The organism is Lysobacter firmicutimachus (assembly GCF_037027445.1).
Classification (GTDB): domain Bacteria; phylum Pseudomonadota; class Gammaproteobacteria; order Xanthomonadales; family Xanthomonadaceae; genus Lysobacter; species Lysobacter firmicutimachus.
Genome location: NZ_JBANDL010000002.1, coordinates 3,523,635 through 3,537,675, shown reverse-complemented (window position 1 = coordinate 3,537,675; position 14,041 = coordinate 3,523,635). Strand labels below are relative to the sequence as shown.

Below are 14,041 nucleotides of genomic sequence, written 5' to 3'. Positions count from 1 at the left end.
GCCGCCGCGCGGCCGGACGCAGACTTCACCGTAGGACACGACCATGCGCTTGCCCGGACCGCCGCTGGACACACAGGAACACCTGCTGGGCTGGCACCTGGCGTCCTTGCTCTATCTGAGCTTCGTCTTCGTGCCGCTGTTCTTCTGGCCGGTGCTGCCGTGGTGGGTGGTGGCGGTCGCGGTCGGCTCGGTGGCGGTGTTCCTGCCGCTGTACTGGGCGTTCTACCGCGCCGGGGTCAAGGCGCGTTTGTGGCTGGTGCTGGGCGTGGCGGCGATCGGCTACACGGTGCTGCCGTTCGGCGTCGGCGGCGGCACCTACCTGATCTTCGCCGCCGGCATGCTCGCCAGTTTCCTGCCGCTGTGGCGCGGGGTCAGCCTGACGGTGCTGCTGTTCGCCGCGCTCGGCGTGGAGATGATCTGGACCCTGCCGGCAGTGGCGATGCCGCTGTCGGGGTTCCTGATCCATGTATTGGTCGGTTCGATCGTCTACGCCGGCGTGCTCGCCGCGCGCTCGCGCGAGCTGCGCAACGCCGAGTTGCGCCTGACCCAGGAAGAAGTGCGGCGCCTGGCCAGCCTGGCCGAGCGCGAGCGCATCGGCCGCGACCTGCACGACCTGCTCGGCCACACCTTGTCGGTTGTGGTGCTGAAATCGCAATTGGCCGCGCGCCTGATCGAACACGACACCCGCGCCGCGCAGGACCAGATCGGCGAGGTCGAGCGGGTCGCGCGCGAGGCCCTGACCCAGGTCCGCGAAGCGGTCGCCGGCATCCGCGCCAACGGCCTGCAGGCCGAACTCGCCGCGGCGCGGCTGGCCCTGCTCGGCGGCGAGATCAGCCTCGATCATCGCCTGGCGCCGCTGGAAATTCCCGGCAATATCGAAACCACCCTGGCCCTGGCCCTGCGCGAATCGGTCACCAACGTGCTGCGCCATGCGCGCGCGCGGCGGGTCGAAGTCGAACTGACCGAGGACCCGCGCGGCGGCATCGTGCTGCGCATCGCCGACGACGGCCGCGGCGGCGTGGCCGCCGAAGGCCACGGCCTGACCGGCATGCGCGAGCGCCTGCGCGCGATCGGCGGAGCGGTCGAAATCGACAGTCCCAACGGCGGCGGCACCCGGCTCAGCCTGCTGGTGCCGCGCGAGGCGCTGAGCGCGGCGCGGCGCTTGCCGCCGACGACGCCGGCGTCGTCGCAGGACAAGGGGCCGGCTTTGCTCGAACGAGGTATCGCATGATCCGATTGTTGCTGGCCGAAGATCAGGCCCTGGTGCGCGGCGCATTGGCCGCGTTGTTGAACCTGGAGCCGGATATCGAAGTCGTGGCCGAAGCCGGCGACGGCGCCACGGCGTGGGAAGCGGTGCGGCGGGTGCAGCCGGACCTGCTGGTCACCGACATCGAGATGCCCGGCATGACCGGCATCGATCTGGCCTTGAAGGTGCGCGATTCCGGGTTGCCGACGCGGGTGGTGATCGTCACCACCTTCGGCCGCGCCGGCTACCTGCGCCGGGCGATGGACGCCGGCGTGCGCGGCTATCTGTTGAAGGACGCGCCCGCCGGCCAACTCGCCGATGCCTTGCGCCAGGTCCACCGCGGCGGCCGCGCCATCGACCCCCAGCTCGCGGTCGCCGCCTGGAGCGACGAGGACCCGTTGACCGAGCGCGAGCGCCAGGTGCTGCGGTTGGCCGGCGAGGGCTTGTCCACCGCCGAAATCGGCGAGCGGCTGCACCTGAGCCAGGGCACGGTGCGCAACTACCTGTCCGAAGCGATCGGCAAGCTCGACAGCAACAACCGCATCGAGGCCTACCGGCGCGCACGGCAGAACGGTTGGTTGTAGCCGCGGCGCTGCGGCCGGGCCGGGGGCGCGCGAGGCGGGGCGAAGCTTGGCAAGAGCCGGGCAACCGGCCCCAGCAAATCCTCCGCGCTCCGGGCGACGCCCAGCAGCCCACCGGCATCGGGCGCCGCGCGCCTCGGTCGAAGGGGGCAACGGCTCGCGGCCGTTCCCCGGGGGCCGCACCCGCCCCTGCGTCATCCCCCTGTGGCCCCCCTGTGAAAAGGGAGGGAAGGGGGATTGGCCTTTTGCCGACGCCGGTCTCCGCGCTCGCCTGCATCCGTTTTTTTGGCGATCCCGCCCTTACCCGGGATAATGCCCCGTTCTCCGCCCGGTTCCGCCCCCGGCCGCCTTCCGCCCGGCACCGACCGGTCGGCCGGGCTTCGGCTGCGGCGGCGCCGCGCGCTCAATCTCTTCGGTTCCCTTTGAAAAAGTCCGACTTCCACTACGAACTCCCGCCCGAGCTGATCGCCCAGGCCCCGTTGCCCGAACGCTCGGCCAGCCGGCTGCTGGTCGTGCCGCCGGCGCCGGCGCCGCTGCAGGACCGCAGCTTTCGCGACCTGACCGAGCTGCTGCAGCCCGGCGACCTGCTGGTGTTCAACGACACCCGGGTGATCCCGGCGCGCCTGTTCGGGCAGAAGAGCACCGGCGGCCGGGTCGAGATCCTGATCGAGCGCCTGCTCGGCGGCTCCGAAGCGCGCGCCCAGTTGGGCGTCAGCAAATCGCCCAAGCCCGGCGCGCGCATCGCCTTGGACGCCGGCGGCGAGGCCGAGGTGCTCGGCCGCGACGGCGAGTTCTACCGCCTGCGCTTCCACGTGCCCGAATCGCTGGAGCACTGGCTGCTGCACGCCGGCCGCCTGCCGCTGCCGCCGTACATCCAGCGCGAGCCCGGCCACGACGACGACGAGCGCTACCAGACCGTGTTCGCGCGCGAAGTCGGCGCCGTCGCCGCGCCGACCGCCGGCCTGCATTTCGACGAAGCTTTGCTGGAACGGTTGCGCGGGCGCGGCATCGAGTTCGGCCACGTCACCCTGCACGTCGGCGCCGGCACCTTCCAGCCGGTGCGCGCCGAGCACCTCGACCAGCACGTGATGCACAGCGAATGGCTCAACGTCGGTGCCGGCCTGATCGAGCAGATCCGCCGCACCCGCGCCGCCGGCGGCCGGGTGATCGCGGTCGGCACGACCGTGGTGCGCGCGCTGGAAAGCGCGACCCGGCACGAGGGCGGGCAGAGCGGCGAGGGCGAGTTGCAGCCCTTCGCCGGCGAGACCCGCTTGTTCATCCTGCCGGGCTACCGGATCCGCTCGGTCGACGGCCTGATCACCAATTTCCACCTGCCCGAGAGCACGCTGCTGATGCTGGTCTCGGCCTTCGCCGGCAAGGAGCGCATGTTCGCCGCGTATGCGCATGCGATCGCCGAGCGCTACCGCTTCTTCTCCTACGGCGACGCCATGCTGCTGTGGCCGACCGCCGCGACGTAGCCCCGCCGCCACAACCCGAAGCCGACAGGCCGCAGCATGGCCGTTGCGCTTGATCGGCAACGACCTGCGACAGCCCTCATTCCGATGACCCGATTCCCCCAGCGCGTCGCCCCATGCGCCGCAACCTTCCATCAAGGAGCCCGCGCATGAGCCGCATGTCCTTCCAACTGCTCGGCCAGGACGGCGCTGCGCGCCGCGGCCGCCTGACCTTCCCGCGCGGGGTCGTCGAAACCCCGGCGTTCATGCCGGTCGGCACCTACGGCTCGGTCAAGGGCATCATGCCCGAGCAGGTGCGCGAGCTCGGCGCGCAGATCATCCTCGGCAACACCTTCCATCTGTACCTGCGCCCGGGCCTGGAGGTGATCGGCGACCACGGCGGCCTGCACGGTTTCGCGCGCTGGAACGGGCCGATCCTGACCGACTCCGGCGGCTTCCAGGTGTTCTCGCTCGCCCACCGGCGCAAGATCACCGAGCAGGGCGTGACCTTCGCCTCGCCGGTCGACGGCAGCAAGGTCTTCCTCGGCCCGGAAGAAAGCATGCATATCCAGCGCGTGCTGGATTCGGACATCGTGATGATCTTCGACGAATGCACCCCGTACCCGGCCACCGAGGAGGTCGCGCGCAAGTCGATGGAACTGAGCCTGCGTTGGGCCGAGCGCTCCAAGCGCGCCCACGAGGGCAACGACGCGGCCTTGTTCGGCATCGTCCAGGGCGGCGTCCACCACGGCCTGCGCACGCGCTCGGCGCAGGGCCTGCAGGCGCTGGGCTTCGACGGCTATGCGATCGGCGGCCTGGCCGTGGGCGAGCCGGAGGCCGAGCGCAACGAGATGCTCGAGCACACCTGCCCGCAGTTGCCGGCCGACCGGCCGCGCTACCTGATGGGCGTGGGCCGGCCCGAGGACCTGGTCGAATCGGTCGCGCGCGGCGTGGACATGTTCGATTGCGTGATGCCGACCCGCAATGCCCGCAACGGCCATTACTTCACCTCCACCGGCACGGTGCGGGTGCGCAACGCCAAGTACGAGCGCGACCTGCGTCCGATCGAAGAGGGCTGCGACTGCTACGCCTGCGCCAACGGCTTCAGCCGCGCCTACCTGCGCCACCTGGACCGCTGCAACGAGATGCTCGGGCCGATGCTCGGCACCCTGCACAACCTGCGCTACTACCAGCGCCTGATGGCACAAATGCGCCAGGCCATCGAGCAGGGAACCTTTGCCGCCTTCCGCGAGTCCTTCTACGCCGCCCGCAGCTGACCGGCCGCGGGCGGCCCGCCGGCGGCAGGGGCGGGAGCGCCGGTCCGTCCGGGGCCGGCGACGGTTCCGAACGCCGGCGAATGCGTGGTCAAAAACGTGCCACGGGCCCCATTCCGGGGCCGCCGTCGGCCCCGGTCCGGCCGTGGCATAATCCCCGACTATTTTCGTTCCAGGACTTCAAGATGAACCTGCTCGACCTCCTGATCGCCCCCGCCTACGCCCAGGCCGCGCCGGCCGGCGCGCCGCAGGGCGGCCTGTTCGGCGGCGGCCTCGGCGGCCTCGTCCTGCCGCTGGTGCTGATCGCCGTCATGTACTTCCTGATCTTCCGCCCGCAGATGAAGCGCGCCAAGGAACACCGGGCGATGCTGGACAAGCTGTCCAAGGGCGACGAAGTGCTGACCAACGGCGGCATCGCCGGCACCGTGACCGACATCGGCGAGAACTTCATCACCGTGGAAATCGCCGCCAACGTGCGCATCCGCGTGCAGAAGGGCGCGATCGCCAACGTGCTGCCCAAGGGCACCTTGAAGTCGGCCTGATCCGACGCCGCCACGCCATCTTCAATCGCGGCGGCCGGGGAGGCCGCCGCAGGGGTTTTCGATGCTGACCTTCGCGCGCTGGAAATACTTCGCCATCCTGGTCGTCCTGGTCGTCAGCGTGCTGTACGCGCTGCCGAACGCTTATCCGCAGGATCCGTCCGTACAGATCTCCGCCGCGCGGTCGGGCAGCACCCAGATCGACGCCGCGCTGGCCAAGCGCGCCGCCGACCTGCTGGCCCAGGCCAAGATCCCGACCAAGTCGGTGCAGGTCGAGGACCAGGGCAACCTGATGGTGCGCCTGAACGACACCGAGCAGCAGACCCGCGCCGCCGACCTGCTGCGTCCGCAGCTGGGCAGCGACTACGTGGTCGCGCTGAGCCTGGCGCCGACCGTGCCGGGCTGGCTGGAAGCGCTGGGCGCCAAGCCGATGCCGCGCGGCCTGGACTTGCAGGGCGGCGTGCACTTCGTGATGCAGGTCGACCAGGCCGCGGCGCTGAACAAGCGTCTGGAGGCCTACGTCGAAGACGTCCGTGCGACCCTGCGCGACAGCGCCGTGCCTTACACCTCGGTGGTGCGCCGCGGCAACGAGGCCATCGTCGCCACCCTGGCCGGCAACGCCGACGCCGACAAGGCGCAGAAGCAGCTGCGCACCGCTTTCCCGACCCTGACCCAGGACCTGGAAGGCCGCACCCTGACCCTGAACATTCCGCAGTCGGAACTGCAGCGCATCTCGCTCGACGCGATCGAGCAGAACCTGACCACCCTGCGCAACCGCATCAACGCCTTCGGCGTGGCCGAGCCGGTGATCCAGCGCCAGGGCACCGACCGGGTGGTGATCCAGCTGCCGGGCCTGCAGGACACCGCCGAAGCCAAGCGCCAGATCGGCGCCACCGCGACCCTGGAATTCCGCGCCGTGGTCGGCGACGAAGCCGCCGCCGCGGCCGCCGTGCGCGACCGCAACGTGCCGCCGGAAGCGCGCGTGTACTACAACGAGGCCAAGCAGCCGCTGCTGCTGTCCAAGCGCCTGCTGGTGTCCGGCGACCAGCTGGTCAACGCCATCCCCGGCAACGACCAGCAGGGCCAGCCCAGCGTGAGCATCACCCTGAACGCCATCGGCGGTCAGCGCATGCTCAACCACACCCTGGAAAACGTCGGCAAGCGCCTGGGCATCGTCTACGTCGAGCAGATCCCGGTCACCGAGATCGTGGACGGCAAGGAAGTGCGCACCACCCGCACCGAAGAGCGCGTGATCAGCTCCTCGCGCATCCAGGGCGTGTTCGGCAAGGACTTCCAGACGACCGGCCTGAGCCGCGACGAAGCCAACAGCCTGGCCAAGCAGCTCAAGTCCGGCGCCCTGGCCGCGCCGATGACCTTCGTCGAAGAGCGCGTGGTCGGCCCCAGCCTGGGCGCCGACAACGTCAAGCGCGGCACCACCGCGGTGCTGTACTCGTTCGTGTTCGCGCTGACCTTCTTCCTGATCTACTACCGTATGTTCGGCCTGATCACCTGCCTGGCCCTGCTGCTGAACCTGCTGATGGTGGTGGCGCTGATGTCGATGATCGGCGCGACCATGAGCCTGCCGGGCTTCGCCGGCCTGGCCTTGTCGGTGGGCATGTCGGTCGACGCCAACGTGCTGATCAACGAACGCATACGCGAGGAGCTGCGCGCCGGGGTGCCGCCGCAGGCGGCGATCGCCAGCGGCTACGACAAGGCCTCCGGCACGATCTTCGACTCCAACATGACCGCGCTGCTGGCCGGCCTGGCGCTGCTGGCGTTCGGCACCGGCCCGCTGCAGGGCTTCGCGATGACCATGATCATCGGCATCCTGACTTCGGTCTTCACCGCCGTGACCGTCTCGCGCGGCATCGCCACGTTGATCTACGGCAACCGCCGCAAGCTCAAGTCCATCGCGATCTGACGGGAGAACCCAGACATGAAGATTTTCCCGCTGACCCTGCTGCCCAACGACGCCAACGTCAACTTCATGAAGTTGCGTTGGGTCTCGATCGCGGTGGCCGCGCTGATCATGTTCGTCGCCATCGGCGCCATGGTCACCCGCAACTTCAACTACGCCCTGGACTTCACCGGCGGCAACCTGGTCGAAGTGCACCTGGCCAAGCCGGTGGGGCTGGACACGGTGCGCGAGCGCCTGGCCGCCGACGGCTACGACAGCGCCCAGGTGCAGACCTACGGTTCGGGCAACGAACTGTTGATCCGCCTGCAGCCGCGCGAAGGCGACTCCGGTTCGGCCGCCACCGCCCACGCCGCCGAGGCGGTGATGAAGGCGGTGTCGGGCGCCGACAACCAGGCCAAGATCCTGCGCAACGAGTTCGTCGGCCCGCAGGTCGGCCGCGAATTGGCGCTCAACGGTCTGTACGCGCTGCTGTTCGTGGTGGTGGGCTTCCTGATCTACATCGCCTTCCGCTTCGAATGGAAGTTCGCGGTCGCCGCGATCATCACCACCCTGCACGACGTGATCGTGGTCGCCGGCTGGTTCGCGATCTCCGGCCACGAGTTCGACCTGACCGTGCTGGCCGGCATCCTGTCGGTGATGGGCTACTCGATCAACGACACCATCGTGGTGTTCGACCGCGTGCGCGAGAACTTCCGCTCGATGCGCGCCGATCCGGAAACCGTGCTGAACAAGTCGATCAACCAGACCCTGTCGCGTACGGTGATCACCTCGTTCGTCGCCTTCCTGACCGTGTTCGCGCTGTACCTGTACGGCGGCGGTTCGCTGCGCGGCATGGCCGAGTCGCAGATGATCGGCATCATCATCGGCACCCTGTCGTCGATCTTCGTCGCCTGCCCGCTGCTGACCCTGGGCCTGCTCAAGGTCAGCAAGCAGGACCTGTTGCCGAAGGCCAAGGACGAGGCGGCGCTGGCGCGTCGTCCGTAACCGCCGCCGCTGGGGCGCCTGCGGCATCGGCGCCGGAACCGCTGCGAAGAAAAGGCCGCGCGCATGCGCGGCCTTTTTCTTTGCCCGCGGGCCCCGGTGGGGCGGCCTGCGAGCGCGTGGCCGCAACGCCGTATCCCCGGGGGAGCGGTCGATGGGGGGCTGGGTCGATGCGGCCCATCCTGGGCCCCCGGGGCCATGCGGGCGGGCAGAAGCATCATTTATTGCACTCTACAAGGATAATTGTAGAATGTGGTCATGAACGACGATTCCGCCGTTTCGGCCCTTTCCGCCCTCGCGCACACCGATCGCCTGGCGGCCTTCCGCATGCTGGTCCGCAAAGGGCCCGACGGCATGCCGTCGGGCGAGATCGCCGATGCGCTTTCGATTCCGCCGACGCGGATGAGCTTCCATCTCGCCGCGCTGGAGCGCGCGGGCCTGCTGAGGTCCTGGCGAGACGGGCGACGAGTTCTGTACGCCGCGAGCTATGACGACATGCGCCGGCTGCTTGCCTTCCTGACCGAGGACTGCTGTTCCGGAAACCCGGAAATCTGCGGCTCCCTCATCGATCCCGTCGCTGCCTGCGCTGCGGAGACCTGCCCATGAGCACCGTCCAGCCGTTCAACGTCCTGTTCCTGTGCACCGGCAATTCGGCGCGCTCCATCCTGGCCGAAGGGGTCCTGCGCCAAGTCGGTGCCGGTCGCTTCACTGCCTTCTCCGCTGGGAGCCATCCCCGGCGCGAGGTGAATCCCTTGGCATTGGAGGTTCTGCGCGAGTCCGGTTATCCCGTCGACGCAATGCGCTCGAAGTCGTGGGACGAGTTCGCCGTTCCCGGCGCGCCGCGCATGGACTTCGTCTTCACCGTCTGCGACCGGGCCGCCGGCGAAGCGTGCCCGGTCTGGCCGGGGCAACCGGTGACCGGGCACTGGGGGATCGAAGACCCAAGCCACGAGGACGGGGGCGAGATGTGGAGACGGGCAGCGTTCCGAAAGGCGCTGGGCTATATGGAGAACCGCATCAACGCCTTCGTGGCCCTGCCGTTGGCCTCGCTGGAGCGATCGAGCCTGGCGGCCAGGGTGCATGAAATCGGACAGTTCGAGGGCGCGTCCATGCGGCGCCCGGACCCCACCTGAGGCCTTTTGCATGACCGTTACGATCTATCACAATCCCGATTGCGGTACGTCCCGCAATACGCTGGAAATGATTCGCCGATCCGGGGAACAGCCGGTGGTGATCGAGTACCTGAAGACGCCGCCGTCGCGCGAAGCGTTGGCCGAATTGATCCGGGCGATGGGCCTGACGGCGCGAGATTTGCTGCGCCGGAAGGGAACGCCTTACGCCGAGCTGGGGTTGGACGATCCCGCACTCTCCGACGAGAAGTTGCTGGACGCGATGATGTCGCATCCGATCCTCATCAACCGCCCGATCGTCGTATCCGAGAAAGGCGCCGCTCTGTGTCGGCCGTCGGAACGAGTGCTGAGTCTGCTGGCCCACCCGGTGGCCTCTTTCACGAAAGAGGACGGCGAAGTGGTGGTCTGGGCAGGAGCCCGGACGTGACTCAGCCCGTCTCGATGGAGTTGCCGAACATCGATCTGACCCAGCTCAATGCGATCGATGTCGAGTCGCTCGCGGCTCCGGACGACCCTCGGCACCCGCCACGCATCCTCATCCTTTACGGCTCGCTGCGCGAACGCTCCTACTCGCGCTTGCTGGCCGAGGAGGCCGGCCGGCTTCTGCGTTGGTTCGGCTGCCAGGTGCGCACTTTCGATCCCCGCGACCTGCCGCTTCCCGACGCGGTGAGCCCGGATCACCCGAAAGTGACCGAACTGCGAGAGCTCGCCGACTGGTCGGAGGGCATGGTCTGGGTGAGCCCGGAACGCCACGGCGCGATGACGGGAATCATGAAGGCGCAGATCGACTGGATTCCCTTGGCGTTGGGCGCCAGGCGGCCGACGCAGGGCAAGACCCTGGCCGTCATGCAGGTCTGCGGCGGCTCGCAGAGCTTCAACTCCGTCAATCAGATGCGCACGCTCGGCCGTTGGATGCGGATGGTCACGATCCCGAACCAGTCTTCGGTCGCCAAGGCGCACCTGGAGTTCGACGACGCCGGCCGGATGAAGCCCTCCGCTTACTACATGCGGGTGGTCGACGTGTGCGAGGAATTGGCCAAGTTCACTTGGCTGGTCCGCGGACGCTCCGGCTACCTGACGGACCGCTACTCCGAGCGTGTCGAGGATGCCGAAGCGCTTTCGAAACGCGTGAACCAGCGTTCCCTGTGACCGGCTGGCGGGTTCGCGATCGCCCGATTGCGGGCGCGTCGGAGCCTTGTGCTAAGACGCCGGCGCCGCCGGCCGGGTAACGCCGATTCTGCTTTCTCCCTGCCGCCGCGCGACATGGCCGTTCCGCTTTGTTCGGCCGTTGCGCCATCATGGCGTTGCCGCGTTGCGGCGGACGATCGGTTTCCGGCGACCGGGTTCTTGCAACCCGCGCGTACCTGCCCGGGTGCGGCGGTCGCCCCGAACAGAGGATGCGATGGCGTGGCAAATCGGCAGCAGATCGAAGACTGGAACGGCGCCGTCGGCGAACGCTGGCTGACCTATAACGACTGGCTCGACCGGCGCACCGCCGCCTACGGCCGCGACGCGCTCGATGCGGCCGCAGCGCAGCCGGGCGAAGCGGTGCTCGACATCGGCTGCGGCGCCGGCGCGACCGTGTTCGAACTGGCGCGTGCGGTCGGCGAGGGCGGCTCGGTGACCGGCGTGGACGTGTCCGAGCCCTTGCTGAGCCGCGCCCGCGAACGCGCCGCGGCCTTGGCGCTGCCGGTCGAGTTCCGCCTGGCCGACGCCAGCCGCCCGCTGTTCGCGCCGGCGCGGTTCGACCTGCTGTTCTCGCGCTTCGGGGTGATGTTCTTCGACGATCCCGTCGCGGCTTTCGCCGAATTGCGCAAGACGCTCAAGCCCGGCGGCCGGCTCGCCTTCGCCTGTTGGCAAGGGCCGGACCGGAACGATTGGTATCGCTGGCCGCTGCGCGCGATCGCCGAGGCGATCGCGCTGCCGCCGTCCGATCCCGACGCGCCCGGCCCGTTCGCGTTCGGCAAGCCCGAGCGGGTGCGCCAGGTCCTGGGCGAGGCCGGTTTCGACGCGGTCGAGCTGCGCGCCTTCGAAGCGCCGTTCTACCTCGGCGAAGGCGACGATCCGGATGCGGCCGCCGCCGACGCCTACGACCAGGTGATGCGGGTCGGCCCGGTCGCGCGCTTGCTCGCTGCGCAGGAGCCGGCGGTGCGCGTGCGCGCCGAGGCGCGTCTGCGCGCGGCCTTGCGCGAACTCGCGCGCGAGCGCGGCATCGCGATGATGGGCGCGACCTGGACGGTGACGGCGCGGGCCGCGTGATCCGGCGGGGTGCCAGCGGCTGAGGGGCGGAGCGCGGCGGCTGCGCTCAACCCGTTGCCTCCCTGCGCGAGGCGGCGAGCAGGTTGCAGAACAGCGCGCCTTGCTCGATGGCATCGTCGAGCGCGACGTGGGTATGCGGCAGCCGGTCGAACCAGGCCTTGGGCATGCGCCGCTTGGTCGATTCGCGGTAATCGGTCTTGAGCACGGCCATCGCATAGGACTTGATGTCCAGCGCCGAATGCGAGAACGGGCTGCGGCCGGCGAAGCGGATCAGGTACCAGTACACGAACAGGAAGTCGTAGGCGGCCGGATAGCCGACGAACACCGGCTTTCCGGGCAGCGCGTCCAGCCACTCGACGTAGGCGCGCATCGCCGCTTCGGGCGCCTGCGGGTCGCGCCGGCAGGCGTCCCAGGCGGCGCGGTTGTCGGCCCACCAGCGCATCGTGTCGGGGTGTCCGTGCGCCCCAGGCAGAGTGTCCAGATTGGCCGAGAACGTGGCGACCAGGGTCTTGTCGGCCAGGTACGCCGCCGAGGCGAAGCTCAGCATCGAATGCGGGCCCGGAATCGGGCCGTCGGCCTCGACGTCGGTGCTGACGTAGATTTCGGGTTTGCTCATGGGGTCCGTCCGTTGACGTGGCTGCGCCGCCCGCCGGCGCGGCAGCGCAACGGCACGGTTGCGGCGATTGTGCGGCAAGCCCGCGCCCCGTGCAGCCGCGGCGCAGCCACGTCGCAGCGCTTGCGGCGCATCCGCGCAAACGAAAACGCCGCGACCCGGTCGCGGCGTTCTGCGTGTCCGGCTGGGGTCGGAACTCAGTCGAACGCGTTGGCGTAGCCGGTGTTGACGATGCGCTGCTGCAGCGCGTCGGCCACGCGCAGGTTGCCGGCGACGATCTGCCGCGGCGGCAGGCCGCGGTTGTCCATCGGGCCGGTCGGGCGGCCGCGGAAATCGACCACCTTGCCGCCGGCTTCGCGCACCATCAGCACGCCCGCCGCGACGTCCCAGGGCTTGAGCCCGGCTTCGAAGTAACCGTCGGCGCGGCCGCAGGCGACGTAGGCCAGGTCGAGCGCGGCCGAACCGGTGCGGCGCACGTCCTCGACGTCGATCAGCAGATTGTCCAGGCACTTGAGGTGGGCGCTGGCGTTGGCGCGCTCGCGCGGCGGGAAGCCGGTAATCAGCATGGCGCCGTTCAATTCCTTGCGCTCGGCGATGCGTACGCGCTTTTCGTTGAGCTGGGTGCCGCTGCCGCGGCTGGCGGTGAACAGGTCGTTGCGCAGCGGGTCGAAGATCACGCCGTGGATCGGCTCGCCGTTCTCGCACAGCGCGATGGACACGCAGAAATGCGGGATGCCGTGCAGGTAGTTGCTGGTGCCGTCGAGCGGGTCGATGACCCAGGTGAAGCGGGCCTGGCCGAGCGGACCGTGTTCTTCGCCGAGGATGGCGTAGTCCGGGGTGGCGCGGCGGAATTCCTTGATGATCTCGGCCTCGGCGAGGCGGTCGACCTCGCTGGCGTAGTCCATGCGGCCCTTCTCGACGATGTTCAGCGCGTCCACGCGGTGCATGTGGCGGAGCAGGACGTTGCCGGCGGCGCGTGCGGCTTTGACCATGAGGGTGACGGCGGGTTTCTGCATGGCTTACGGCCTCGAGCGTGTGAGGAGGGGCGGGACTGGCGGGGAGAAAGAGCGCAACCGGCGCGGGGCCGGGGCGGGGAGTTTACCATCTGCGCATGAACGCCGATCCCCGCGACCCCCCGGCGCCGCTCCAGGCGCCCGAAAATGCCAACTCACTTGAGGCTGCGTCCGCCGCGGCCGACCCCGCCGCCGCCCGCATCCGCATCGTCCTGGTCGGCACCCAGCACCCCGGCAACATGGGCTCGGCGGCGCGGGCGATGAAGACCATGGGCCTGTCGCGGCTGGTCCTGGTCGCCCCGGAAAAGCCGATCGACCGCGACGCCTACGCGATGGCCGCCGGCGCCGACGACGTGCTCGAGGCCGCCGCGGTGCTGCCCGACCTGGCCGCGGCGGTGGCCGACTGCCATCTGGTGCTGGGCTGCACCGCGCGCAGCCGGCGCATCGCCCTGGAAGAACTGGCGCCGCGCGAGGCGGCCGCGCGCATCGACGGCCGCGCCCGCGGCGGCGGCGAAGTCGCGTTGGTGTTCGGGCGCGAGCGCACCGGCCTGGACAACGAGGAGCTGCAACTGTGCCATGCGGCGGTGCACATTCCGGCCAACCCGGCGTACAGCTCGCTGAACCTCGGTGCCGCGGTGCAGGTGCTGAGTTACGAGCTGCGCATGGCCTCGTTGGCCGCGACCGCCGCCGGCGGCGCCTACGAGCGCCGCGATCCGCCGGCTTCGCATGCGCAGTTGGAAGGCTTTTTCGGCCAGCTCGGCGACGCCCTGGACGCGATCGATTTCCACAAGGGCCGCACGCCGGATGCGGCGATGCGCAAGCTGCGCCGTCTGTTCCTGCGCGCCGACCTGGACGAGCGCGAGGTGCGGCTGTTGCGCGGCGTGCTGGCCGACGTGGAGCGCACGGCGATGTTGGCGGGGCAGCGGCGCTGAGGTCGCGACTGCGCCTTCGCTGCGGCGAAAGCGAGCGGCCGCTCCCGGGGCCGGCGGTGCGAACGAGCGCGGCAGAGCCGGCCCGGAGAGTGCGATGCCTT

Annotated in this window: 15 protein-coding genes; 13 read left to right on the top strand and 2 right to left on the bottom strand. The window is 69.7% G+C overall.

What is annotated here, in order from left to right:
• Positions 1–43 precede the first annotated feature (43 nt).
• From V2J18_RS15375 to V2J18_RS15320, 12 genes are all read left to right on the top strand, one after another.
• Positions 44–1,231, top strand: coding sequence for a sensor histidine kinase (locus V2J18_RS15375; RefSeq protein ID WP_064748419.1), 1,188 nt, complete (start codon positions 44–46; stop codon positions 1,229–1,231).
• Positions 1,228–1,830 carry a response regulator transcription factor gene (locus V2J18_RS15370; RefSeq protein WP_064748420.1) on the top strand — a complete coding sequence of 201 codons (603 nt, stop codon included), beginning with the start codon at positions 1,228–1,230 and terminating at the stop codon, positions 1,828–1,830. The genes V2J18_RS15375 and V2J18_RS15370 overlap by 4 nt, the downstream gene beginning before the upstream one ends.
• A gap of 419 nt (positions 1,831–2,249) precedes the next feature.
• The gene (gene queA, locus V2J18_RS15365) at positions 2,250–3,305 is read left to right on the top strand and encodes a tRNA preQ1(34) S-adenosylmethionine ribosyltransferase-isomerase QueA (RefSeq protein ID WP_064748421.1); all 1,056 of its coding nucleotides are present in this window, start codon (positions 2,250–2,252) and stop codon (positions 3,303–3,305) included.
• A 146-nt stretch (positions 3,306–3,451) separates the two neighbouring features.
• Positions 3,452–4,558, top strand: a complete 1,107-nt coding sequence (gene tgt / locus V2J18_RS15360; RefSeq protein WP_064748422.1) for a tRNA guanosine(34) transglycosylase Tgt — start codon at positions 3,452–3,454, stop codon at positions 4,556–4,558.
• A 182-nt stretch (positions 4,559–4,740) separates the two neighbouring features.
• The gene (gene yajC / locus V2J18_RS15355; protein ID WP_064748423.1) at positions 4,741–5,097 is read left to right on the top strand and encodes a preprotein translocase subunit YajC; all 357 of its coding nucleotides are present in this window, start codon (positions 4,741–4,743) and stop codon (positions 5,095–5,097) included.
• A gap of 61 nt (positions 5,098–5,158) precedes the next feature.
• Positions 5,159–7,015, top strand: coding sequence for a protein translocase subunit SecD (gene secD, locus V2J18_RS15350; RefSeq protein WP_336132212.1), 1,857 nt, complete (start codon positions 5,159–5,161; stop codon positions 7,013–7,015).
• 15 nt (positions 7,016–7,030) lie between these two features.
• Positions 7,031–7,996 (top strand): protein translocase subunit SecF, encoded by a 966-nt coding sequence (secF, locus tag V2J18_RS15345; RefSeq protein WP_064748425.1) that lies wholly within the window; start codon positions 7,031–7,033, stop codon positions 7,994–7,996.
• 255 nt (positions 7,997–8,251) lie between these two features.
• On the top strand, positions 8,252–8,599 hold the full coding sequence (locus V2J18_RS15340) for an ArsR/SmtB family transcription factor (protein WP_336132210.1): 348 nt from the start codon (positions 8,252–8,254) through the stop codon (positions 8,597–8,599).
• Positions 8,596–9,126 carry an arsenate reductase ArsC gene (locus tag V2J18_RS15335; protein ID WP_336132209.1) on the top strand — a complete coding sequence of 177 codons (531 nt, stop codon included), beginning with the start codon at positions 8,596–8,598 and terminating at the stop codon, positions 9,124–9,126. The genes V2J18_RS15340 and V2J18_RS15335 overlap by 4 nt, the downstream gene beginning before the upstream one ends.
• Before the next feature lie 10 nt (positions 9,127–9,136).
• Entirely contained in the window at positions 9,137–9,550 is a 414-nt protein-coding gene (gene arsC, locus V2J18_RS15330; protein WP_336132207.1) for an arsenate reductase (glutaredoxin), read from the top strand.
• A 14-nt stretch (positions 9,551–9,564) separates the two neighbouring features.
• Entirely contained in the window at positions 9,565–10,272 is a 708-nt protein-coding gene (gene arsH / locus V2J18_RS15325) for an arsenical resistance protein ArsH (protein ID WP_425606032.1), read from the top strand.
• Positions 10,273–10,530: 258 nt separating this feature from the next.
• Complete coding sequence (locus V2J18_RS15320; protein WP_064748429.1) at positions 10,531–11,382, top strand: class I SAM-dependent methyltransferase; 852 nt, start codon at positions 10,531–10,533, stop codon at positions 11,380–11,382.
• A 46-nt stretch (positions 11,383–11,428) separates the two neighbouring features.
• Here the strand turns inward: V2J18_RS15320 and V2J18_RS15315 are convergent, their stop codons facing one another.
• Both V2J18_RS15315 and V2J18_RS15310 read right to left on the bottom strand, forming a co-directional pair.
• Positions 11,429–11,998 (bottom strand): 3'-5' exonuclease family protein, encoded by a 570-nt coding sequence (locus V2J18_RS15315; protein ID WP_064748430.1) that lies wholly within the window; start codon positions 11,996–11,998, stop codon positions 11,429–11,431.
• Between the two features lie 194 nt (positions 11,999–12,192).
• Positions 12,193–13,011, bottom strand: a complete 819-nt coding sequence (locus V2J18_RS15310; protein WP_221673347.1) for an inositol monophosphatase family protein — start codon at positions 13,009–13,011, stop codon at positions 12,193–12,195.
• 95 nt (positions 13,012–13,106) lie between these two features.
• Here V2J18_RS15310 and V2J18_RS15305 point away from each other — a divergent pair, with 95 nt between their 5' ends.
• Positions 13,107–13,940 carry an RNA methyltransferase gene (locus V2J18_RS15305; protein ID WP_336132202.1) on the top strand — a complete coding sequence of 278 codons (834 nt, stop codon included), beginning with the start codon at positions 13,107–13,109 and terminating at the stop codon, positions 13,938–13,940.
• The last annotated feature ends 101 nt before the right edge of the window (positions 13,941–14,041 follow it).

Excerpts from the sequence above, each read along its gene's own strand:
- V2J18_RS15315 (WP_064748430.1), bottom strand. The coding sequence starts at position 11,998 with ATGAGCAAACCCGAAATCTACGTCAGCACCGACGTCGAGGCCGACGGC.
- tgt (WP_064748422.1), top strand. The coding sequence starts at position 3,452 with ATGAGCCGCATGTCCTTCCAACTGCTCGGCCAGGACGGCGCTGCGCGC.
- secF (WP_064748425.1), top strand. The coding sequence starts at position 7,031 with ATGAAGATTTTCCCGCTGACCCTGCTGCCCAACGACGCCAACGTCAAC.
- V2J18_RS15335 (WP_336132209.1), top strand. The coding sequence starts at position 8,596 with ATGAGCACCGTCCAGCCGTTCAACGTCCTGTTCCTGTGCACCGGCAAT.
- arsH (WP_425606032.1), top strand. The coding sequence starts at position 9,565 with ATGGAGTTGCCGAACATCGATCTGACCCAGCTCAATGCGATCGATGTC.
- secD (WP_336132212.1), top strand. The coding sequence starts at position 5,159 with ATGCTGACCTTCGCGCGCTGGAAATACTTCGCCATCCTGGTCGTCCTG.
- V2J18_RS15305 (WP_336132202.1), top strand. The coding sequence starts at position 13,107 with ATGAACGCCGATCCCCGCGACCCCCCGGCGCCGCTCCAGGCGCCCGAA.
- V2J18_RS15310 (WP_221673347.1), bottom strand. The coding sequence starts at position 13,011 with ATGCAGAAACCCGCCGTCACCCTCATGGTCAAAGCCGCACGCGCCGCC.
- arsC (WP_336132207.1), top strand. The coding sequence starts at position 9,137 with ATGACCGTTACGATCTATCACAATCCCGATTGCGGTACGTCCCGCAAT.
- V2J18_RS15370 (WP_064748420.1), top strand. The coding sequence starts at position 1,228 with ATGATCCGATTGTTGCTGGCCGAAGATCAGGCCCTGGTGCGCGGCGCA.
- yajC (WP_064748423.1), top strand. The coding sequence starts at position 4,741 with ATGAACCTGCTCGACCTCCTGATCGCCCCCGCCTACGCCCAGGCCGCG.
- V2J18_RS15340 (WP_336132210.1), top strand. The coding sequence starts at position 8,252 with ATGAACGACGATTCCGCCGTTTCGGCCCTTTCCGCCCTCGCGCACACC.
- V2J18_RS15375 (WP_064748419.1), top strand. The coding sequence starts at position 44 with ATGCGCTTGCCCGGACCGCCGCTGGACACACAGGAACACCTGCTGGGC.